The sequence below is a fragment of the Streptomyces sp. NPDC048696 genome (assembly GCF_043198895.1).
GTDB lineage: Bacteria > Actinomycetota > Actinomycetes > Streptomycetales > Streptomycetaceae > Streptomyces.
Genome location: NZ_JBICVJ010000014.1, coordinates 1 through 20207, shown reverse-complemented (window position 1 = coordinate 20207; position 20207 = coordinate 1). Strand labels below are relative to the sequence as shown.

Here is a 20207-nt window from a genome sequence, read left to right as displayed (position 1 = left end):
GAATCTTGAACCGAACTTGAATTCACATCGTTGGGGGGTGGAATTCAGTTCTCCGGTAGTGCGCCGCTCAAGTCCTGGCGGTGGCCCGGGGGAGCCTCGGCTTGGACCAGTTGCGGGTGATGGGCCGCTCGACGAGGGCGTACAGCGCCCAGGAGACGAGCACGGCGATGGTGAACTCGATGAGCACGATGCCGATGGTCTGCGGCACCGAGTACAGGTCGTGGCCGAGCCACTTGCGCACGTAGGACAGCACCACGAAGTGCACCAGATAGAAGGCGAACGAGATCTCGCCGAGCCAGACCATCGCGCGATTTCGGAAGAGGGTGAACTCCTCTCTCGCGTCGGCGGTGGCGGCGGCCGCGATCAGGAAGATGATCGGGATGATCGTCATGGACCGCTGCGAGTAGAGGAACGAGACGTGGGAGGCCCACACATAGCTGCCGGCCAGCAGCAGGCTCGACCAGATCATCCCGATGTTCCACCAGCGGCCGTTGAGCACCGCCTGCGCGACGAGCATGCCGAGCGCGAAGTCGAGCAGCCGCATCGGCGGGAAGTTGTACGCGAACCAGTACTGCACCGTGGAGGCGCGGGCGCCCAGCGCCAGGCCGCCGGGGAAGTTCGGGTCGTCCGGCAGCAGCAGGTAGGTGAAGAACGGCGTCGTGATGATTCCGGCGGTCACCGCCGAGATCCAGTACTTCAGGTGCTCGGGCCGGATGCGCCGGAACAGCTTGTGCAGCAGCGGGAACGAGAGGTAGAAGAGCAGCTCGCAACCGAGCGACCAGCTGGGCTGGTTGACGCTGGAGAAGACGTCGAACTTCGGCACCCACACATGCACCATGAGCAGATTGAGGATCGCGGTGCGGGTCGGGGTGTACGCGGAGGCAAAGGCGATCATCGCCAGGCCCCAGGTGATCGCGTAGTTGGGGTAGATCTTGACGATCCGGCGGCGCCAGAACGCGCGCGTGGTGTCCGACTCGCGGACGGCCCAGGTGAGGACGAATCCGCTGAGCACGAAGAAGAAGGTGACGCCGAGCGCCCCCGCGTTGCGGGTGACGTCGAACCAGTCCATCGCCGCGCCGTCGTCCTTCATCAGGCGCAGGAACGGGAACGGCAGTCCGGTGTGGTTGAGGAAGACCAGCAGGGCCGCCGGGAAGCGCAGTCCGGTCAGCGAGGGAAGCCGGGTGGCCGCCGGGCGCAGCCAGCCGTCGCCGGTGGTGACGGTGCGTATTCCGGTGGACTTCCCTAACCGGCCGGACGGCTTGCGCCCGGCCCCCTGACCGGCGGTGCCCGGCGGGCCGGTGTCGATCGTATCGCCGTGAGTCATGGCAAACCCTCCTGAGACCTGGGGAGTTGTGCGCTCTCGTCGCGAGAGGCAAGAGGCTCTCGGCACGACGGCTCTCGGCACGTCCGACCGCCCGCCGACCGCAGGGGAACGGCCCTGGGGGACAGCACCCCCGCACCTACTCAAGGATCTTGAAATGCGGGTTCCGGATCAAGGCGCCCCGGTTCACGTCTCTGTCGGGTTCGGTCAGGAGATACGGGAACTCCGCATCCATGTCAGAGAAGTGTCAACTCCCGGTCAGGGCAGGGTCAGAGAAGTGTGGGATATGTTCACAAGTGGCGTCGCTCACACCGGCATCGGCTCGAAGTCCCAGTACGGGCGCGCACCGCTGCGCATGTACGCGGTCTGGCGGTGGCTCTCGCCGAGCGCGGTGGTGAGGGTGGCGACCGCGTCCCGCAGCAGCTCGGCGGCCTCCGCGCGCTTGCCCCGGGCCCGCAGGTCCTGGGCGAGGCCCGCCTGGAGGTTGACGGTGAGCACATGCGTCTGGCCGACCGAGGTGACCGCCTGGACCAGGGCCGTGCGGCCGAGTTCGGCGGCCGCGCCCAGATCGCCGTCGGCGGCCCGGGCGGAGGCCGTGTTCATCGCGCAGCCCAGCGTCCAGGGGTGGGCGTGGCCGAGCGCGCGGGTGAAGGCCCGCAGATTGCGCTCGGAGAGCTCCCGGGCGGCCCGGTGCTCACCGCTCTCGCGCAGCACCAGGGCCACGTTGTCGTGCGCGCCGATCGTGTACGGATGCTCCGCGCCGAGCAGCCGCTCGTACTCGGCGGCCGCCGACCGGGCCAGTTCAAGGGCCTCCACCGGACGCCCCAGGTCCCGCAGCAGCATGGCGTAGTCGCAGGTGAACGCGGTCGCGTCACCGCGCCGCAGCATCGCCGCGCGGGCCTCGTACAGCAGCCCTCTGGCCCGCTCGGGCTCGCCGTCGCGGCGCAGGCACAGGGCCAGGTTGTGCTGGGCGGTCAGGGTCTGCGGATGGTCGGCGCCCAGGATCTGGCGGTGCAGGCGGTGGTTGTACTCCTGGATGGTCAGCGCCTCCCCGTACCGGCCCATCAGGCGCAGCATCTGGGCCGTGTACATCCCGCCCTGGAGGGTGAGGTGGTCCTTGCCGCCGAGTACCGAGATGCACTCCTCCAGGACCTCCTGGTGGCGGGCCAGCGCCTTGGCGTAGTGGCCCTGGAGGGCCAGGGTCACCGCCAGGTTGTGGCGGATCGCGAGCAGCCGGGGCACCTTCCAGTCGCCGAGCAGGGCGGCGGTCTCCCCCGCCGCCTCCTCGAACAGGGCGCGCGCCTCGCCGTACTTGCCGAGCACCATCAACGTGCCGCCGAGCCCGTTCTTGGCGCGGACCACCTCGATGCCGCCCCGGCCCTCCGCCATCAGCCGCCGCAGGGTGTCCCGGCCCAGCGCCTCGGCCTGGGCGTAGTGGCCCAACTGGCGGCACATGTGGGCTTTTTGGTGGGTGGCGACCAGGACCAGGCCGTCGGTGGGCCCCGACACCGGACGCCACTGGTCCACGGCGAGACCGCTCAGGCGCTGCCCCTCGCGGAACTCGCCGCGCACCCGCAGGTACTCGATGCAGTTCAGGACGAGGCGGCGCACGTCCGGGTCGGTGGAGGCGATCGCGCCGGACGGCTCCAGGTGCGGGATGAGCTCGGCGTAGCGCGGCCAGTTGTGGGCGCCCGCCGGGTCGCGCGGATCGGCGGCGACCAGGACCTGGCAGGCGGTGGCGGTGGCCCGCTCGTGCTCGCCGGGCGGCAGGCTGCCGCGTACGAAACGGTGCAGCAGCCGGTGGATGCGCAACGAGCCCACGGTACGGGTGCCCAGGCGTCCGGGTTCGTCGTACTCCAGCGGGGTGGCGGTCACCCGGGAGAGCGTGCGCAGCGCCGAGTTCCAGCTGCTGGGGTCGGTGACCAGGGCGGCGAGGTGCGGCGGCAGATCGCTGACCCGGGCGCTCTGGAGCAGGCGCACCGGCACCGAGTCGGGCGAGAAGTGCGCGAGCAGCTTCAGCAGCTCCCACGCCTCGGCGGAGGTCTCGTGCAGGCTGTTGAGCGTCTTGGACCAGGCGGCCTGGAAGCTCGCCGGGTACTCGCGCGAGGGCAGCGTGTCGACGGTGTGCGGATCGCCCTGGCTGATGCCGCGTACGTACTCGGCGACCGAGGCGGCCGGGTTGTTGGCGATCCAGTTGGCGGTCTGGTCGAGCAGCAGCGGCAGGTCCTGGACGGCGTCGGCGAGCCGGTCGGCGTCCTGCTCGGTGAGGCGTTCGGCGCGGCGGCGGGCGAAGGCGACGCTCTCCTCGCGGTCGAAGGGCGGCAGCTGCACGAGGTGGGCGCCCAGGCCCGGCCACTCCGGCGAGTTGGCGGTGACCAGGACGTGGCCCGGCCCCTCCGGGATCAACTCGCCGACGGCCTCCGGGCTCTCGGCCCCGTCGAAGACCAGCAGCCAGCGCCGCCGGGTCGTCTCCAGGTCGCGCCGCACCGCCGTGATGACCTCGCCGAGCCGGCTGCCCTGGGCCAGACCCAGCTCCGGGGCGAGCGCGGCGAACCCCTCGCGGGCGCTGGCCTTGGCGGCGGCCCCGACCCACCACACGATGTCGTACTCGCCGGAGAAGCGGTGCACGTACTCCATCGCGGCCTGCGTCTTGCCGACGCCGCTCAGCCCGTGCACCACCACCCGGCCGCCTTCCTCACCGGAGACCGCGAGGACGTCGTGCACCTTCTCGAAGGTCTCCTCGCGGCCGGTGAACTGGCGGTTGCGGCGCGGCGCGTTCCACACCCGGGGGCGGTCGTCGGGGAAGCGGATGGCCCGCTCCAGGACGACACCGGTGGGGCGCGCGCCCGATCCGGCGCACTCCAGGACCCGGCGGCGCGCCTCGTCGGGGCCGATCCCGCGCAGCCCGACGGGCCGCAGGGTGGCGGCGGCGGGCGGCAGCGGTTTGGCGGTGACGCTGACGGCCGCGACCCGGTCGCGGTGCAGCGGCAGGGTGTCGCGCAGCGCGGCGGCCCAGCCCTGGTACTTCTCGGAGTCGAAGCGCAGATACCAGTCGTCGAGCACGACGAGGATGTGCCCGGGCGGCTCCAGCAGGTCGGCGAGGGCCGAGTCGGCCGGCTGCAGATGCAGCGGATCCCACCTTATGAGGACGGCGGGGTGCCCGGCCCGCTCCAGCTGCTGCCCGATCCAGTCGGCCCAGGCCTGGCTCTGCCCGGCGAAGAGCACGGTGACGCGGGGGGACTCCTCGGCCGGTTCGGGCAGCGTGGGCTCGGCGGCGCCCTCGTGGTCGGACATGCGCTGGACTCCCTCGGCTCGGGCCGGAAGCTGGATGTGCGCGCACTTTCAATTGTGCGTCACAAAAGTGTCAGTGAGCAGGAGTTGACAGTCACCAGCCGTCACGCCCCCGCCTTGTCGGTCTCGGACAGCCTGGCCGCGACATGGCGTATCAACCGTTCCAAGTCGGCGCAGTACACGCTGGGGTGGAGGAATCCGCTGTACGGGGCGTAGCGGTGGGCGTAGTTGCCGCCGCCGCACACCTCGCGCACCGGACAGACCAGACAGTCCGGCGCGAGGCCCTTCGCCCCCAACTGGCGGGCGGCGACGCCCGGGTGGCGCAGCGCCTGGTCGAAGGTGTGCCGGAAGACATCGAGGCCGGTGGCGGAGGCGCCCTCGTAGGCCGAGCGCAGCGCGCCCGTCTGCTCGATCGACCCGTCCGTGTCCACCACCACGGCCACCATCGGGGAGAGCCCGACGGACTCCACCGTGCTCGGCACCCCGAGCAGCAGCGCCACGATCTCCTGGAAGAGCCGCACCCCGGTCCGCATCCGCTCCGCGTCCCACCACAGGTCGAACACCTCGGCCAGCCAGTCGCCGTACGGCGTGGACCGCGCCCGCCGCCCCGGCACCGGGGCCGGGGCGATCCCGGGCGGCGGGGCCGCCCAGTTGCCGTGCGGGAGCAGCAGGTCGATGCCGGGCGGGCCGAGCGCCAGCAGCGAGCGGTAGACGTCCCCGGGGTCGGCGGCGAGGTCGACGGTGCACAGGATTCCGGCGTACGCGGCGGGGCGCCGGGCGAGCAGGCGTGCGGCCGCGGCGACGGCGGGCCACGACGGGCGGCCCCGGCGGTCGGTGCGGCGGGTGTTGAGCCGGGCCGCTCCCCCGTCGAGGCTCAGCCCCACCGAGACCCGGGCGGCGGCGAGGCGGTCGAGGGTGCGCGGGGTCAGGAGGGTGCCGTTGGTCTGCACGGTCGCGGTGACCTCGCAGCCGTCCGGCACCACGCCCCGCACCGCCTCGCGCACCGCGCGCCGCACCTCCGCCGCGTACGCGAGCACCGGGCCCGCACCCCCAAGCAGCGGCTCCCCGCCGTGCAGGTCGATCCGGAGCCGGGTGAGGCGGTGGGCGGCGGCGTGCTCGGCGATACGGCGGGCGGTGCGGCGCACGGTGCCCTCGGCGACCCGCGTCGGGCGCTCGCGCCAACTGGCGTCCTGGCCGCGGTAGATGTAGCAGTAGTCGCAGGCCAGGTTGCACCGGCTGTGCACCTTGAGCACGAACTGCCGCAGCGGTACGGGCCGCACGGCGTCGGGGTCGAGCACGCGGTGCGGCCAGCGGGGCTCGTCCATGGTCACGGCGTGTCCCCGCCGCCCGGTGACTCGGCGCGTCGCGGCTCGGGCCGTCGCGGGGCCGGCGCGTCCGCGAAGTACGCCCCGACCGCCGGGGCGTCGCTGAAGTACGCCCCCCGCCCCTGGCCGCCCTCGCGCTCGCGCAGCTCCGCGAGGACGGCCGCGAGGACGGGATGCGCGCACTGCTGGGGCTCGCGGGCGGTGAGCGGGCGCAGGGACGGCAGGGCCGTCGCGTCCGGCACCGCCCTGCCCCCGTCCGTCGCGGTCGTCGTCACGACGCTCCCGGTCCGCCCGTGAGCCGGTCGATCTCGGCCCGGCTCAGGGCCTCGGCCTCGGGGTCCGGCCGTCCCTCCCGGGCCGCCGCCGAAAGGATGCGCAGTACCTCACGATGCTCCTCCACCGCCCTGTCCGGGCCCGCTGTCTCCTCAAGCAGCCGCGCCCGCAGCTGCCGCGCCCCGGCCTCCACCGAGGGCTGCCCGGCCACCCGGGCCTCCCGCGCGGCCCGCAGCGCGAAGTCGACGGCCTCGCCGAGCCGGGCGTTCGAGCCGGTGCGCCGCGCGAGCAGCACCACCGTCTGCGCGCGCAGCTGCCAGACCGCGGCGAGGACCGCGCTGTCGTCGGTGGCCCGGGCCGCGGCGCCGAGTATCCAGTGCGCCTCGTGGAGGTCGGCGAGGACGCCGTCGAGGTGGAAGCGCCGTACGTGGGCGGCGGCCAGCAGGAAGCGGCGCCGGGCGAGTTCCGGGTCCGACTCCGAGGTCTCGTCCAGCGCCCGGCGCAGCGCCTTCACCGCGCCCCGCACGTCGTCGCGGGAGGCGCGCACCCGGGCCCGTACGGTCAGCGCGTCGCCGAGCTCGGCGAAGGCGCCCGGCCTGCGCGGATCCTCCGGGGTCAGCAGCTCGATGGCGTCGGACCAGGCCACCACGGCCGAGTCGAGCGTGGCGCGGGTGCGGGTCGACTCGTACCGCTCGCGCAGCACCCGCGCCATCCGCAGCAGGCACTCGGCCTGCGCCTCGCGGTCCGGGCCCGCGTAGCTGCGTGCCTGGTCCAGGGCCTGCAGGATGGTCAGCCGGGCCGGGTCGTCGACCTCGGCGTGGGAGAGCTCGACGGCGTCGGCGAGGTGCAGCCAGGACCGGCTGACCTCGGCGTCGGAGAGCGAGTCGGGGGCCAGCGTCTCGAACCCGGCGTACAGGTCCTTCACGGCCCGGTCGGCGTACGCGCGCGCGGTGACCGTCGAGCGCTCGCCCGACCCGGCCGCCTGGCGCCGGGCCAGCGTGAGCAGCAGCGCGCCCCGCAGCAGCAGGACCTCGGCGCCGCGCTCCTCGCTCAGCAGGGAGTTGGCGACATGGACGGCGGTGTCCAGGCAGCCGTCCGCCCACTTCGGCTCCAGCTCCGCGAGCCTGCGCAGCACCCGGATCCGGGCGAGCGACGCCTGACGCCAGTCGGCGCGCTGGGCGGCGGAGGCGGGCGGGATGCCGCCGATCAGGGCCAGGCTGTTGTGGGCCCGGTTGAGCAGGGACAGGGCGACGTCGTGCGGGGTGCGGCCGGGCCCGTCCGTCCCCGAGGTGCCGTTGGAGTGGCCCGGGGCGACGATCGGCTCCGCCGGTGCGGGCGGCCGCCAGGGCTCGCCCGCACGTCCCGGCGGGCGCCGCGGCTCGGTCAGCGCGGCCAGCCACCACGCCTCGTCCGCCCCCGCCCGCCCGGACTCCGCCTCGTCCGCCATCGCCTCCAGGATGCGGGCCAGGGTCAGATGCGCGGGACGCTCATGGGGCAGCGCGTTCTCCACGGCGGACAGGGCCGCGCCCAGGTCCTCGCCGAGCCGCCGCAGCTCCCAGCGCAGCAGCAGCGCCCGCGCCAACTCCCCCGACAGATACGCCCGTTCAAAGACCCGGCGCTCGCCGCGCACGGCGGCGGTCAGCAGCTGGACGCCCATGTCGAGATCGCGGACCGTCCCGTACGCGCGGAACCGCGCCAGGCACTCCTGGGCCCGCAGCGACAGCTCCCCGGGACCGGCGCCCGCGCGCGGTTCGACGACCGGGTCGGGCTGTCCGAAGCGCCGCAGCACCTGGGAGGAGACCCGGGCGAACTTCCGCATCCGGGGATCGTCCGACGGCCCGGCCGGGGTCTGCCCGCCGGGGTCGACCGACCCGGCGAGCACGGCGGCGGCCAGCGCCGGGAAGTTGCGCACGGTCCGCCCGTAGCGCCGCTCCACGTACTCCGAGCAGTGCTTGAGGACCAGGAACGCGCCCCCGGCGCCGAGGTGTTCGAGCAGTTTCTCGCGCACCCCGTCGACGAAGACATAGCCGGGCGCCCCGTCCGCGACCTCCTCGGCGTCGTCCTCGCCGGGGCTGCGCACCAGGCCGCTGAGCAGCACCTCGGCAAGGACCTCGGGCCCGCTGTCGACCAGCATCGCCCGCTGCACCAGCTGCATCACCGGCAGCGAGAGCGGCGCCGCCGACAGACACGCGGCGAGCTGGGCGGCGTCCGGCGAGGCGGTGGCGCGGAAGGCGCCGACCCGCTCGGCCGCGTCCACGTTCTGCTCGGCCCGTACGGTCCCGGTGGCCGGGGCCTGGTCGGCGCGCACCCGGCCGACCGCCGCCTCCATGGTCCGCTCGGTGGCGCCGCTGACCAGCCGCGCCCAGGCGCCGAACGAGGACTGGCGCAGCGCGAGCACCGGCACCGGCACGCCCTGCGCGGCCCGCCCCCGCTCGGGCCTGCGCGGCCGGAACTCCAGCCGCCCGGCCGGTCCCTCGCGGCGCCGCAGCACCCCTTGCCGGGTGGGGAGATGGGTGGAGCGCCACATCCGCTGCGGCAGCGGCTGCACCACCGCCAGCGGCGCGGTCTGCGCCCAGCCGTGCAGCAGCCGGTGGAGCTGGCCGCTGCGCCACATCGGGCCCGCGCAGTCGCTGAGCAGCAGGGTGAGCCGGCGCCCGGCCGGGTCCCAGAACTGGGACGGCTCGGCGAGATGCCCGGTGGGCTCGACGGCGCTGCCGACGCGCGGCCTGCCGTCCGGGCCCTCGTGCAGAAAGTGCACCTGCACCTCGCGGAAGGCCCCGGCCCGCTCGCAGACCTGGCGCAGTTCGTCGAGCGTCTGCTCCCACACGAGCGTGGAGGACGAGACGTCCATCATCAGCGCGAGCCGCGCCTGGCGGCGCCGGTCGGGCCGCAGCACCGGTATCACCAGACCGAGGTCGGCCGCCCGGTCGGCGGTGGCCTGCTCGTCGAGGTAGCGGCCGGTACTCCGCACCGGCGCGCGGTAGCGCTGCAGCGGCCGCAACGCCCGTTGCAGGGCGAGCGGTTCGGGCAGCGCCGCGGCGACGGGCGCGGCCACCGGCGCCACCTCCACCCCGCCCGCCCCGCCCAGGGTGTCGCCGCCCGTCGACCGCTGCCCGGCGCCGGGGCCGGGGGTGAACAGATCGGCCTGCCCGTCGTACGTACGGGGCGCGGGCACGCTCGACACGCCCTGCGGCGGGACCCGCGGCTCCGCCGGGTCCGGGCCGTCGCCGACGCCGGGCGGTTTGACCCCGGGGCCGCCCACGCCCCCGGGCCCCGGGTCCGATGCGCGGGCCGGCGGCCGGGCGAGGGGTCCGGCGAAGTCGGCCAGCCACAGCGCGTCCGCCAGCTCCTGGGCGGTCGGCTGGATCTCGGCCTCCCGAAGGCGCGCCACCAGCGCCGTGAGCGTCGTGCGGACGCTCGCGGCGCCGCCCTCGGGGCGCGGGTCGGGGGCCGTGGTCATCGGGTCACCGCTGCCTGGTGTCCAGGGGCCGCAGCAGCAGCTCGGCGATCTCCTGGCGCCGCTCCGGCCCCTCGTCGCGCACCTGCTGGGTGAGGAATATCGCGTTCAGGAGCTGGTCGGTGGGGCGCAGTTCACCGTCGCCGTCGTCGCGGGTGAAACGGCTGAGCAGATCGAGGTTGCGCTCGTCGGCGCCGGGCCCGAAGTGGGCCTGTACGAAGGCCGCGAGGCGTTCCTCGCGCGGCGGGTCCAGATGCAGATGGATGCAGCGGCGCAGCAGCGGCGCCGGGAAGTCGCGCTCTCCGTTGCTGGTCAGGACGGTGATCGGGAAGGCGCGGCAGCGTATTTTGCCGTGCGGCACCGCGACCCGGTGGCCGTCGTCGGTGAGCACTTCGACCACGTCACGGCCGGGCCGGTCGGCGATCCGCTCCAGTTCGGGGAGCGGGAACTCGCCCTCCTCCAGCACGTTCAGGAGGTCGTTGGGAAGATCGATGTCGCTCTTGTCGAGCTCGTCGATGAGCAGGACGCGGGGCCGCTCGGCGGGCAGCAGCGCGGTGCCGAGCGGGCCGAGCCGGATGTAGCGGCCGATGTCGTCGGCCTGGCCGTCGGCGAGCTGGGCGTCGTGCAGGCGCCCGATGGCGTCGTAGGTGTAGAGGCCGTCCTTGAGCTCGGTGCGGCTGATGATGGGCCACTGGAGCACCCGGCCCAGGCCCAGTTCGTACGCGATGGAGTGCGCGAGCGTCGACTTGCCCGAGCCGGGCTCGCCGGTGATCAGCAGCGGGCGGCGCAGATACAGGGCCGCGTTGATCAGCTGAAGGGTCTCGCTGTCGTGTACCGACAGCTCCGGGACCCGGTCGCCGAGCCGGCGCAGCGACGCGATGTCGATGCCGGGCACCTCGTACGGGCGCGGCACACCGTCGAACGCACGCCAGCGGGGCGGGTCGGGCAGCGCGCGGATCCGGTTCGGATCCGCGTCCCCGGTGCCTCGGTAGATCAGCCAGTCGTCCATCGCTCGCTCCTCGTCGACGCTCGGCGGGGCACCACTTGCTGGCCACATGGCCGCGCGGGACCACATGTCGTTGCGAGTCGAAGTCCGTTGTGAACGTACCCACTGGGCGGGGTCCGAAATGCGTTTTCCGGCCGGTCCGTCGACAAAAGGCAGCGCGGGTGGACGCACGGGCGGTCACAGCGGCGCTTGGCCGGGCGCACGGCGGCGCACACGGGCGCCGCGCGGAACGTCGCCGCGCGCGTCACGGCGCGTCCAGCCGGTCGAGGTCCGGCAGCGGCCGCCCGGGGTCGTCGTAGAGCATCGCCACACCCTCCGCCCAGTGCTGGGCATCCTTGGAATCGCTGATGTCCTCCCTGATACGGCGCAGCCGGTCCGGGAGTTCAGTGGGGTCCTTCGCCTGGCCGAGCAGATCGGCCGCGCCGGCGCGCACGGCGGCGCAGCGCTCGTGGCAGCCGCGCTCGGGGTGGGCGTCGATGTGCCAGAGCGCGACGCCGTGCCCGGCCTCCAGGGCCATCCGCATCGCCGCGCCGCCGACCCCGCGCCCGGCGGGCCGGCACAGCACCGGCACCGCGCCCGGCGCCATCTCGGTGAAGTGGTGCGGCCGGGGCGCCTTCCCGCGCATCGGCGTGCCGACGCCGGTCAGCTCCTCGGCGGCCATCAGCCCCTCCCACCGCACCAGCCACTCGCGGTCGGGCTCACCGCGCCGGTCCAGATCGCGCAGCACCACCCGGCGCTGCACCCCGAGGTAGGGCGAGAGATAGAGCCGGCCCATCTCGGTGAGCTGCCAGCGGTGCACGGCGGTGTCGAAGTAGTCGGCGGGCAGGGCGACTTCGAGGGGCGCGGGGCACTCGTCGGTGTCGACCATCTCGAACGCGTCGACCAGCGGCCGGCGCAGCCGCCGGATCAGGTCGCCGGGCGCCACCCCGTCCCCGTGGCACTGCTCGTCCACCGGTCTGGAGCCCTCCCGGTCGCCGTCGTGCACCCGGATGCGCCAGTAGAACCGGTCGGGCGCGTCCGAGAGCGGCTCCAGCTCGACGGTGACGACCGCGCCGCCCCGCTCCCCGCCCGGATACGGCAGTACGGGCAGCACCTCACCGGGCCCGCCCGGCCCGAGCACCGGGAACATCCCGTCGGGCAGCCGCGCCTCGGTGACCACGGTGTGCACCACGGGCGGCACCCCGCGCAGCCGCGCGCTCACCCAGGCGTCCAGGCGCGCGGGGTCGCCGCCGCGCCCGCGCTCGTACTCCACGACGAGTTTGAGGTAGTGCAGAAAGGCGATGGCGGCCATCGGCCGGTGGCCCTCGTAGAGCAGCCCGTGGCCGTCGCGCCAGGAGCGCGGCTCGGGCAGGCTGCCGGGGGGCGCGATGTTGCCGCGCGCCTTGCGTGCCAGCCGGGCGACGGCCGGCACCCCGCCGGGCCCGGGCACCGAGGCGAGCAGGTTCAGGGCGGTGCGCCGGTCGTCCGGGCTCCACTGCTCGGGCGTGCGGTGCAGCCCGCCGGCCGGTAACTCCTGCTGCCGGTCGATCCAGTTGGACCTGCCGAGCCGGGCCCCGACCCCGTGCCACCGGTCGTGCTCGGCGAGCACGCTCTGGTAGAGCTCGCCGAACCGGCGCAGCACGGGCAGCGCGATGGCCCGCCCGCCGTCGCGCTCAAGACGGCGGGACTTCATGACCGCGACCACGGCCCCGGTGTGCGGATCGAGCACCGGCCCGCCGGAGACCCCCTTGGGGAACTCGGTGTCGGTGAACCGGAGCCCGTAACTCCCGTCGTACGTACGGATGTCGATGGCGCTGCGCCAGCGCAGCGGGCGCCCCTCGGGCCGGAAGCCGTGCACGACCGCGCTCGCCCCCGGGGCCTCGGCGCAGTCGCTGAGCCAGACGCACTCGTGCTCCACGTCCGCGTCCTCGTCGACCAGCCGGACGAGCGCCAGGTCCTGCTCGACGGGGATGTCGTCGCCGCGCAGGTCGTCGTCGAGCAGCCACGCCTCCAGGCGGGCCCGCACCCGCAGCGGTTCGCGGTCGAACTGCTCGCCCTCGACGTGGAAGATCTGCTCCCGGTCCCCGCCGAGGTGCGGCCGCAGCACATGCGCGCAGGTCAGCACCCATCCGGGGGCGACGAAGAAACCGCTGCCCCACATCGTGCCGCCCGCCGCCGACAGCAGATGGACGGTAGCCGAACGCGCCAGATCGTCGATGTACGGGTCGCCCGTCTCAGGCATGGGGCGACACACCGGGGGCCGGGGGCGCGGTGGGCGGGGCGGGGGGCTGCGGGGGCGGCTGGGGCGGGAGAAGAGGCTGCGGCTGCGGCTGCTGGTCGAGCTTCCAGGTGAGCGTGACCTGGATGGACGTCTTGGCCTCGCCGTCCGCGAGGACCGCGAGCACGGCCCCGGACTTGGCGGACAGCTCGACGCCGAAGGTGATGGTCGCCTCGTCGGGCCGCACGGCGGCGGCCGCGTCCAGCACGGACCGCCCGACCCCGGTGATCAGCTCGCCGAGCCGTTCCACCTTGGCGACGGCGTTCTCCAGGACGCCGACGTCGTCATCGTCGTCCCCGTACCCCTTGGCCGTCGTCAGCCGGGCCAGCACGACGGCCCCGCCCGGCAGCTCGATCTCCCGTGGTTGCGCCATGGCCGATCCCCCTCAACCAGTCGCACGATCCCCTGACTTGAGATGCGACGAGGGTAATGGGCGAGACGGTTGCACGGGAGCCCCGGAAAGAGCCGGATGGCCCCGGATACCCTGGGAGAGAACATCCCGGTACATCTCAGGAGCACGTTGTGTACTTCACCGACCGCGGCATCGAGGAGCTGGCGAAGCGGCGCGGCGAGGAGGAGGTCACTTTCGAGTGGCTTGCCGACCAGCTGCGTACGTTCGTCGACCTGAACCCGGACTTCGAGGTCCCGGTCGAGCGGCTCGCCACCTGGCTGGCCCGGCTCGACGACGAGGACGAGGACGAGGAGTAGGCGAGCAGGCCCCGGCGGGCGGCGCGGGCCCAGCGGGGCCGGGTCCCGGCGGGCGGCGGAAGCCCTGGGCCGGGCGGCGCGGGGTCGGCGGGGCCGCCGCGCTCAGACGCCGCGCCCCCGCACCCGGTCGTACGCCAGCCCCAGCGCCCCGTGCGCGACCAGGACGAGGCCCGCGACCGTCCAGCCGCCGCTGCGGCGGGCCAGGCCCCAGGCGGTCAGCGGCACGCCCGCCGCCAGCTGGGCCGCGCCGAGCGCCCGCGCCAGGGGCCCCCGCAGCCACGGCCCCAGCGGCCCCTCCTCCACCACGTCGAGCTCGGCCCGGACCGCGTCCCGCCAGCCCGACCACTCGACCGCCTCGGCACCGGACGCGGCCGCGGCCGACCGCAGCCGGTCCGCGCTCTCCCCCGGGGTCAGCCCGGCCGGCAGCGCCACGCCCGCGCGCGAGAGCACGGCGGTGAGACCGACCAGCCTGGCCCGTCCGTCGGCGGCCGGGTCGGGACGGGTGAGCGCGTCGAGGGCCTCCAGATCGAGTACGGGGTCGAGCCCGAGCCGCGCCGCGAACGTCCGCATGGCCTCGGACTCCCCCGCCGCCGTCCCGTCGGCCAGCCACACATAGCCGACCGAGCGCCGGAACCCGGCGGCCAGCGTGTATCCGGCCCGCCCCTCGTCCCACCAGAGCGCGACCACGGGCCACCCGGCGCCGACGGTGAGGGCCGCGGCCCACCCCGCGAGCACCTGGTCGACCGGGTCGGCGCCGCCGAGCCACGGCTCGGTCCCCGGCACGAGCACGCTCCACCCCTCGCCCGCCGGGGCGAGCAGCATCCGCTCGCGCAGCAGATGAGCGGCGGGCCGGACCGCCGAGGGCTCGGCACGGCAGAGGAGCAGGGCGGCGGGGGCGGGGACGCTGGACATGATCCATACGCTAGGGCAACGAGGGCTTTCCCACCCATTGATCCGGTTTGCCACCCGCTTGATCCGCTTCGGCACCCGCTTCGACCGCGTTCGGCACCCGCGTCGATCCTGCCTGGCGCGCGCCGCCCACCGGCACTTGACTTCCCCCATCCGCGATATATCGTGTCTATCAAGAAGACGCGATATGTTGCGTCACACTCCGCGCGTGCCCCGCGTATCGCACGCACCCCGCCCAGGGAGGTCAGAGCCATGGCACAGTCGACGTGGTCCGTATCCGAGCCGCGCAAACTCGCCTTCGACGAGCCGGTGTCCGCGCTCAACGTGCGGATCGTCAACGGAACGGTGAACGTCGTGGGGACCGACGAAGGTTCCGCGCGCCTGGAGATCTCCTCGATCGAGGGCCCGCCGCTGATCGTCACGCAGGACGGCCCGACCCTCACGGTCGCCTACGAGGACCTCCCCTGGAAGGGCTTCCTGAAGTGGTTCGACCGCAAGAGCTGGCAGCGCAACGCGGTCGTCTCGCTCGCGGTGCCCGCCGAGTCCACCGTCGAGGTGGGCGTGGTCGGCGCGGGCGCGGTGGTCTCCGGCATCCGGGGGCGTACGACCGTACGCGGCGTGAACGGTGACACCACGCTGGTGGGCCTGTCCGGCTCCATCACGGCGGACACGGTGTCCGGCAACCTGGAGGCCCAGGCGGTCACCGGCGACCTGGTGTTCAAGTCGGTGTCCGGCGATCTGACGGTGATCGAGGGCGCGGCCACCTCCGTACGGGCCGACTCGGTCAGCGGTGACATGGTGCTCGACCTGGACACCTCCGGCCGGCCCGCCGACATCCGGCTGACCTCGGTGTCCGGCGAGATCGGCATCCGCCTGGAACACCCGTCGGCGGACGCCCGGGTCGAGGCGAACACCACGAGCGGCACGGTCTCCAACGCCTTCGAGGACCTGCGGGTCAGCGGCCAGTGGGGCGCGAAGAGCATCACCGGCACGCTCGGCGCGGGCAACGGCACGCTGCGGGCGACCACGGTCTCCGGCTCGATCGCCCTGCTGCGCCGCCCCGCGCGCGAGGACGGGCCGACCGACGCGACCGGCCCGGGATCCACCGGGCCCACGACCGAGAAGGTGCTCTGACATGCCCCCCGTCTTCGCCCACGGCCGCCTGCGCCTCTACCTCCTCAAGCTCCTCGACGAGGCCCCGCGCCACGGGTACGAGGTGATCCGCCTCCTGGAGGAGCGTTTCCAGGGGCTGTACGCGCCGAGCGCCGGCACCGTGTACCCCCGGCTCGCCAAGCTGGAGGCCGAGGGCCTGGTCACCCACACCACCGAGGGCGGCCGCAAGGTGTACTCGATCACCGACGCGGGCCGGGCCGAACTGGCCGGGCGCGGCGGCGAGTTGGCGGACCTGGAACTGGAGATCCGCGAGTCGGTCTCCGAGCTCGCCGCCGAGATCCGCGCCGATGTGCGCGGCGCGGCGGGCGACCTGCGCGACGACGTGCGCCGCGCGACGCACGAGGCCCGCAACGGCACCGCCCAGACGGGCGAGTCCTGGCAGCAGGCCAAGGAGGAGCTCAAGCGCGCCAAGCAGGAGTGGAAGGAGCAGGCCCGCCGGGCGAAGGACGAGTCCCGCCGCGCCCGCGAGGACGCCCAGCAGGCCCGCCGCCAGGCGAAGGAGGCCCAGGAGCGGGCCCGCGAGCAGGTCCAGCGGATGAGCCAGCAGGTGCAGGACCACTTCGCCAAGGGCGACTGGTCGTCCGGCGCCTGGGAGGGCCTGGCGAACCTGGCCAAGGAGATGGGCCGCCCCGCCAGGACCCCCGAGCCCCCGGCCTGGTCCGAGGACGCCCCCGGCACCGGCGACCCGGCCCGCGACCTGGACCGCCTCCTGGACCGCTTCCGCGACGACATCCGCGACGCGGCCCGCGACAACGGCGTCACCGAGTCCCAACTCCGCGAGGCACGCCACCACTTGTCGACGGCGGCGGCGCACATCGGGGTGATCCTGCGGACGAGGGGGTAGGGGAACAGCCCCTCCGGCGCTTGAGGAGCGGGGTCCGGGGCGGAGCCCCGAGGGGGTGCAGGGGCGCAGCCCCCGCCCAAGGGTCCGGGGTGCAGGGGGCGCAGCCCCCGCTCAGGGGTCCGGGCGGCGGAGCCCCCGGGAAAACGGGTCACTCCCCGTACAGCGCCCGCTCCACCGCCCCGTACCCCGCCCCGCACTGCGCCAGCACATCCGCCACCACACCCGGCGTCGCGGCCATCGCCAGCAGCAGGTGCTCGTCGCCGATGTGACGGTCACCGCGCCCCACCGCGATCCGCAGGGACTTCTCCAGGACGTCCTTGGACTCGCGCGCGAACGAACGCCGCCCGGCCCACCAGGACTTGTCCTTCCGGTCGCCCTCCAGCGCACCGGGCCCGTGCGCCTCCTCCACCCGGGCGACGATCTCCGTCACGTCGATGCCGATCCCGGCCAGCGCCTCCGCGTCCGCCGTGGACAGCCCGCCGCGCCGCCGGGCGGCCGCCAGCGCGGCCTCCAGCTCGGCCCTGCGGTCCACCACTCCCAGCGCGGCGAGCGCGAACGACGCCCGGGTGCCCTGCCGGTCCAGCAGGGCAAGGAGCAGGTACTCCACCGACACGGAGTCGGCGCCCGCGCGCTCGGCGCGCGTGACCGCCCCGGTCACCACCCCGCGCGCGTCCTTCGTGAACCGTTCGAACATCACTGCCTCCCGTGCTTCTTGTGGACGGCCTGCCTGCTGACGCCGAGCTCGGCGGCGATCTCCTGCCACGACCAGCCCTGGTTCCGGGCACTGCGCACCTGCACGGCCTCAAGCTGTTCGAGGAGCCGCCGCAGCGCGGCGACCGCCCGCAGCCCGATCCGGGGGTCGCGGTCACCCGCCCGCTCGGCGAGATCGGTTGCTTCGGTCATGCTGTCAACCTACATTGACACCACGACACCGTCAACCAAAATTGACACCCGGGCCGACCCGCCCTCACTTCCGTCCTCACCCCCGGGGCCGCACCACCACCGTCACCACCGCCCCCGGCACCCCCCGCACCCGCAGCCCCCGCACCAGCACCCCGCCCGAGACCCCGACCCGCCACTCCCCCGCGTCCGTCGGCACCGACAGCTCCGTGTCGCCCCGCCCCGCCACGTACACCAGCCGATACGTCCGTGTCCCCGGGTCGTACGTCTGCGAGCGCACCCGGCCCGCCACCGCCGGTGCGTACGGCGTGGCCGTCAGGTCCTTGTTGCGGCGCAGCGCGCCCGTCGCGTCGGCCGCGCAGTAGCCGCCGCCGTAGCACCAGACGTAGCCCGCCCAGCCGGAGGTGTAGCGGGACAGGGAGGCCATCGCGTCGGCGTAGAAGCGGCCCATGTGCGGGAGTCCGGAGTCGGGCGGGCCCCACTCCCCGACCACCACCGGGATCCGCCGCTCCTTCGGATACGCCGTGACCGCCGCCTCGTACGACTCGATCCAGTGCGCCGACGGGTCGTAGTCCGCGCCCGACTCCATCGCGGTGTTGTAGAAGTGCGGCGCGTACACCACCTTCGGGTCCTTGATCCTGCCAAGCCCCGTCGGCACCCCCTCCCCCACCGCGGGCGTCGGCTCGACGAACAGCCAGTGCCGCCGGTCCACCGAACGCACCGCCCGCGCGAGGCGGTTGTACATCGGCGTCACCTGCTCGGCCTCGACGCGGCGCGCGGCCGTCGCCGGGTCCTCGCCCGGCCGGAACTCGCCCATCGGCTCGTTGATCAGGTCGTAGCCGAGGACCGCCGGGTGGTGCGCGAACCGCGCCGCGAGGGTTCGCCACATCGCCTCCTGCGCCCGCCGCAGGTCCGCGTCCCCGTACAGATGGGTGAACGCCCGCTGCACGGCGGGCTCGTAGTACTCGGAGAACCAGTCGCCGGGGTGCGGGGTGAACGGCAGCCCGTCCGTGCGCGTCGCCCACTCGGGGATCCCGCGATGCCCGAACGCCGGGCCGAACACGTCCTGGTGGGCGTCGATCAGCACCCGGATGTCATAGCGGTGGGCCCAGTCCAGGATCCGCTCGATCCGGCGCAGATACGCCTGGCTGTACCGGCCCCGCACCGGCTCCAGGTCGTCCCAGAACACCAGCAGCCGCGCGAAGGAGAAGCCGTGCGCGCGCAGGTCGCGGAAGGTCCGCTCGGTGATCGCGGAGAGCGCCCGGTCGCCCCGGTGCGCCTTGTCCTCGACGTTCCAGCCGCGCAGCGTGAGCGCGCGGCCCTGCTCGTCCGTGAGGCGCGGGACGGCGTCGCGGTCCGCCGCGCGGGCCACGGGCGACACCGCGCCACCGGCCGCCAGCAGGACACAACACCCCACCGCCACAAGGCATTTGGGCAGGGGTATACGCATGGGAACCTCCGGCACGTCATCGGTTCATCGGTTCTTCAATGAGCGTGCCGGAGATCAGATCAGGGTTTCTGACGATCCGTCAATCCATCAATCCATCGTCAGCACGATCTTTCCGAAGACGTCGCCGGACTCGATCTTCTCGAACCCCTCACGGGCCCGGTCGAGGGGCAGCACCTCGTCGATGACCGGCCGTACGCCCGTCGCCGCGCAGAACGCGAGCAGGTCCTCCAGCTCGTCCTTGGTGCCCATGGTCGAGCCGACCACCTTCAGCTCCAGGAAGAAGATCCGGGTGAGCTCGGCGTGCGCGGGCCGGTCGCCGCTGGTGGCGCCGGAGATCACCAGGGTGCCGCCCGGCTTGAGCGACTTGACCGAGTGGGACCAGGTGGCCGCGCCGACGGTCTCGATGACCGCGTCGACCCGCTGCGGCAGCCGCACGCCCGGCTCGTACGCCTCCACCGCGCCCAGCTCGACGGCCCGCTTGCGCTTGGCCTCGTCGCGGCTGGTCGCGAAGACCCGCAGCCCGGCGGCCTTGGCCAGCACGATCGCGGCGGTGGCGACCCCGCCGCCGGCGCCCTGCACCAGGACCGAGTCGCCGGGCCGTACGCCCGCGTTGGTGAAGAGCATCCGGTACGCGGTCAGCCACGCGGTCGGCAGGCACGCGGCCTCCGCGAAGCTGAGCTCCTTGGGCTTGGGCAGCACGTTCCAGGTCGGCACCACGACCTGCTCGGCGAAGGTGCCCTGGTACTTCTCGGTGAGGATGGAGCGCCCCTCGGCGGGGCCCACGCCGTGCCCGCTCTGGCCGATCACGGAGTGCAGGACGACCTCGTTGCCGTCCTGGTCGACCCCGGCCGCGTCGCAGCCCAGGATCATGGGCAGCTTGTCCTCGCTCAGGCCCACCCCGCGCAGCGACCAGAGGTCGTGGTGGTTGAGGGATGCGGCCCGTACGTCGATGAGCGACCAGGCGGGCCGCACCTCGGGAGCCGGCCGCTCCCCCAACTCAAGGCCGCTGAGCGGCTGGTCACGGTCGATGCGTGCGGCGTAGGCGGCGTACATGGCCCTGACGATAGGCGTGCCGAGGGCCCGGCCGGAACCACTGCCGCCTGTGACGCGCCGCACCCGGCCGAGGCGCGGGGGGCCCCCCCCCCCCGGGGGGCGGGGCCCCCCCCCCCCCCCCCCCCCCCCCCGCCGACCCCACCCCCCCCCCCCCCCCCCCCCCCCCCCCCCCCCCCCACGGGGGGGCCCCCCCCCCCCCCCGCCGCCCGGCGGGCGCCCTCCGGACGGGCCAGCAGCTCC

The 20207-nt window shown here is 74.2% G+C and carries 16 protein-coding genes; 3 read left to right on the top strand and 13 right to left on the bottom strand.

Going from position 1 to position 20207, the window contains the following annotated elements; translation table 11 throughout:
* Positions 1–67: 67 nt before the first annotated feature.
* From ACGFRG_RS27010 to ACGFRG_RS26975, 8 genes are all read right to left on the bottom strand, one after another.
* The gene (locus ACGFRG_RS27010) at positions 68–1324 is read right to left on the bottom strand and encodes an acyltransferase family protein (protein ID WP_393268029.1); all 1257 of its coding nucleotides are present in this window, start codon (positions 1322–1324) and stop codon (positions 68–70) included.
* 303 nt (positions 1325–1627) lie between these two features.
* Complete coding sequence (gene fxsT / locus ACGFRG_RS27005) at positions 1628–4615, bottom strand: FxSxx-COOH system tetratricopeptide repeat protein (protein WP_361430725.1); 2988 nt, start codon at positions 4613–4615, stop codon at positions 1628–1630.
* A gap of 101 nt (positions 4616–4716) precedes the next feature.
* The gene (locus ACGFRG_RS27000) at positions 4717–5937 is read right to left on the bottom strand and encodes an FxsB family cyclophane-forming radical SAM/SPASM peptide maturase (protein WP_393268025.1); all 1221 of its coding nucleotides are present in this window, start codon (positions 5935–5937) and stop codon (positions 4717–4719) included.
* A gap of 2 nt (positions 5938–5939) precedes the next feature.
* Entirely contained in the window at positions 5940–6212 is a 273-nt protein-coding gene (locus ACGFRG_RS26995; RefSeq protein WP_361430728.1) for a hypothetical protein, read from the bottom strand.
* Entirely contained in the window at positions 6209–9670 is a 3462-nt protein-coding gene (locus tag ACGFRG_RS26990) for an SAV_2336 N-terminal domain-related protein (RefSeq protein ID WP_393268021.1), read from the bottom strand. Before ACGFRG_RS26990 ends, ACGFRG_RS26995 begins: the two co-directional genes overlap by 4 nt.
* A gap of 4 nt (positions 9671–9674) precedes the next feature.
* A complete protein-coding gene (locus tag ACGFRG_RS26985) occupies positions 9675–10676 on the bottom strand; it encodes a MoxR family ATPase (RefSeq protein WP_361430731.1) in 1002 nt (333 codons plus the stop codon).
* 241 nt (positions 10677–10917) lie between these two features.
* On the bottom strand, positions 10918–12894 hold the full coding sequence (locus ACGFRG_RS26980; protein ID WP_361430732.1) for a trypsin-like peptidase domain-containing protein: 1977 nt from the start codon (positions 12892–12894) through the stop codon (positions 10918–10920).
* Complete coding sequence (locus ACGFRG_RS26975) at positions 12887–13303, bottom strand: CU044_2847 family protein (RefSeq protein ID WP_361430733.1); 417 nt, start codon at positions 13301–13303, stop codon at positions 12887–12889. Before ACGFRG_RS26975 ends, ACGFRG_RS26980 begins: the two co-directional genes overlap by 8 nt.
* Before the next feature lie 149 nt (positions 13304–13452).
* Between ACGFRG_RS26975 and ACGFRG_RS26970 the strand changes: the two genes are divergently transcribed.
* Positions 13453–13638 (top strand): DUF6104 family protein, encoded by a 186-nt coding sequence (locus tag ACGFRG_RS26970; protein ID WP_361430734.1) that lies wholly within the window; start codon positions 13453–13455, stop codon positions 13636–13638.
* Positions 13639–13740: 102 nt separating this feature from the next.
* On the opposite strand, the gene ACGFRG_RS26965 is transcribed toward ACGFRG_RS26970, so the two are convergent.
* Positions 13741–14550: a hypothetical protein gene (locus ACGFRG_RS26965; RefSeq protein WP_361430735.1), complete on the bottom strand. Its 810-nt coding sequence runs from the start codon at positions 14548–14550 to the stop codon at positions 13741–13743.
* A gap of 249 nt (positions 14551–14799) precedes the next feature.
* Between ACGFRG_RS26965 and ACGFRG_RS26960 the strand changes: the two genes are divergently transcribed.
* Together ACGFRG_RS26960 and ACGFRG_RS26955 are read left to right on the top strand one after the other, a co-directional pair.
* Positions 14800–15681 carry a DUF4097 domain-containing protein gene (locus ACGFRG_RS26960; RefSeq protein ID WP_393268014.1) on the top strand — a complete coding sequence of 294 codons (882 nt, stop codon included), beginning with the start codon at positions 14800–14802 and terminating at the stop codon, positions 15679–15681.
* A gap of 1 nt (position 15682) precedes the next feature.
* A complete protein-coding gene (locus ACGFRG_RS26955) occupies positions 15683–16564 on the top strand; it encodes a helix-turn-helix transcriptional regulator (RefSeq protein ID WP_393268012.1) in 882 nt (293 codons plus the stop codon).
* Positions 16565–16712: 148 nt separating this feature from the next.
* On the opposite strand, the gene ACGFRG_RS26950 is transcribed toward ACGFRG_RS26955, so the two are convergent.
* From ACGFRG_RS26950 to ACGFRG_RS26935, 4 genes are all read right to left on the bottom strand, one after another.
* Positions 16713–17258, bottom strand: a complete 546-nt coding sequence (locus ACGFRG_RS26950) for a Clp protease N-terminal domain-containing protein (protein WP_393268009.1) — start codon at positions 17256–17258, stop codon at positions 16713–16715.
* On the bottom strand, positions 17258–17467 hold the full coding sequence (locus ACGFRG_RS26945; RefSeq protein WP_073946469.1) for a helix-turn-helix domain-containing protein: 210 nt from the start codon (positions 17465–17467) through the stop codon (positions 17258–17260). Before ACGFRG_RS26945 ends, ACGFRG_RS26950 begins: the two co-directional genes overlap by 1 nt.
* 76 nt (positions 17468–17543) lie before the next feature.
* Entirely contained in the window at positions 17544–18914 is a 1371-nt protein-coding gene (locus ACGFRG_RS26940) for a cellulase family glycosylhydrolase (RefSeq protein ID WP_393268005.1), read from the bottom strand.
* An 87-nt stretch (positions 18915–19001) separates the two neighbouring features.
* Positions 19002–19967: a zinc-binding dehydrogenase gene (locus ACGFRG_RS26935; RefSeq protein WP_393268002.1), complete on the bottom strand. Its 966-nt coding sequence runs from the start codon at positions 19965–19967 to the stop codon at positions 19002–19004.
* Positions 19968–20207: the final 240 nt, after the last annotated feature.

Coding starts and splice junctions, on each gene's coding strand:
- ACGFRG_RS26950 (WP_393268009.1), bottom strand. CDS start 17,258: ATGTTCGAACGGTTCACGAAGGACGCGCGCGGGGTGGTGACCGGGGCG.
- ACGFRG_RS26980 (WP_361430732.1), bottom strand. CDS start 12,894: ATGCCTGAGACGGGCGACCCGTACATCGACGATCTGGCGCGTTCGGCT.
- ACGFRG_RS26985 (WP_361430731.1), bottom strand. CDS start 10,676: ATGGACGACTGGCTGATCTACCGAGGCACCGGGGACGCGGATCCGAAC.
- ACGFRG_RS26955 (WP_393268012.1), top strand. CDS start 15,683: ATGCCCCCCGTCTTCGCCCACGGCCGCCTGCGCCTCTACCTCCTCAAG.
- fxsT (WP_361430725.1), bottom strand. CDS start 4,615: ATGTCCGACCACGAGGGCGCCGCCGAGCCCACGCTGCCCGAACCGGCC.
- ACGFRG_RS26945 (WP_073946469.1), bottom strand. CDS start 17,467: ATGACCGAAGCAACCGATCTCGCCGAGCGGGCGGGTGACCGCGACCCC.
- ACGFRG_RS26975 (WP_361430733.1), bottom strand. CDS start 13,303: ATGGCGCAACCACGGGAGATCGAGCTGCCGGGCGGGGCCGTCGTGCTG.
- ACGFRG_RS26965 (WP_361430735.1), bottom strand. CDS start 14,550: ATGTCCAGCGTCCCCGCCCCCGCCGCCCTGCTCCTCTGCCGTGCCGAG.
- ACGFRG_RS26990 (WP_393268021.1), bottom strand. CDS start 9,670: ATGACCACGGCCCCCGACCCGCGCCCCGAGGGCGGCGCCGCGAGCGTC.
- ACGFRG_RS27010 (WP_393268029.1), bottom strand. CDS start 1,324: ATGACTCACGGCGATACGATCGACACCGGCCCGCCGGGCACCGCCGGT.
- ACGFRG_RS26940 (WP_393268005.1), bottom strand. CDS start 18,914: ATGCGTATACCCCTGCCCAAATGCCTTGTGGCGGTGGGGTGTTGTGTC.
- ACGFRG_RS26960 (WP_393268014.1), top strand. CDS start 14,800: ATGGCACAGTCGACGTGGTCCGTATCCGAGCCGCGCAAACTCGCCTTC.
- ACGFRG_RS26935 (WP_393268002.1), bottom strand. CDS start 19,967: ATGTACGCCGCCTACGCCGCACGCATCGACCGTGACCAGCCGCTCAGC.
- ACGFRG_RS27000 (WP_393268025.1), bottom strand. CDS start 5,937: ATGGACGAGCCCCGCTGGCCGCACCGCGTGCTCGACCCCGACGCCGTG.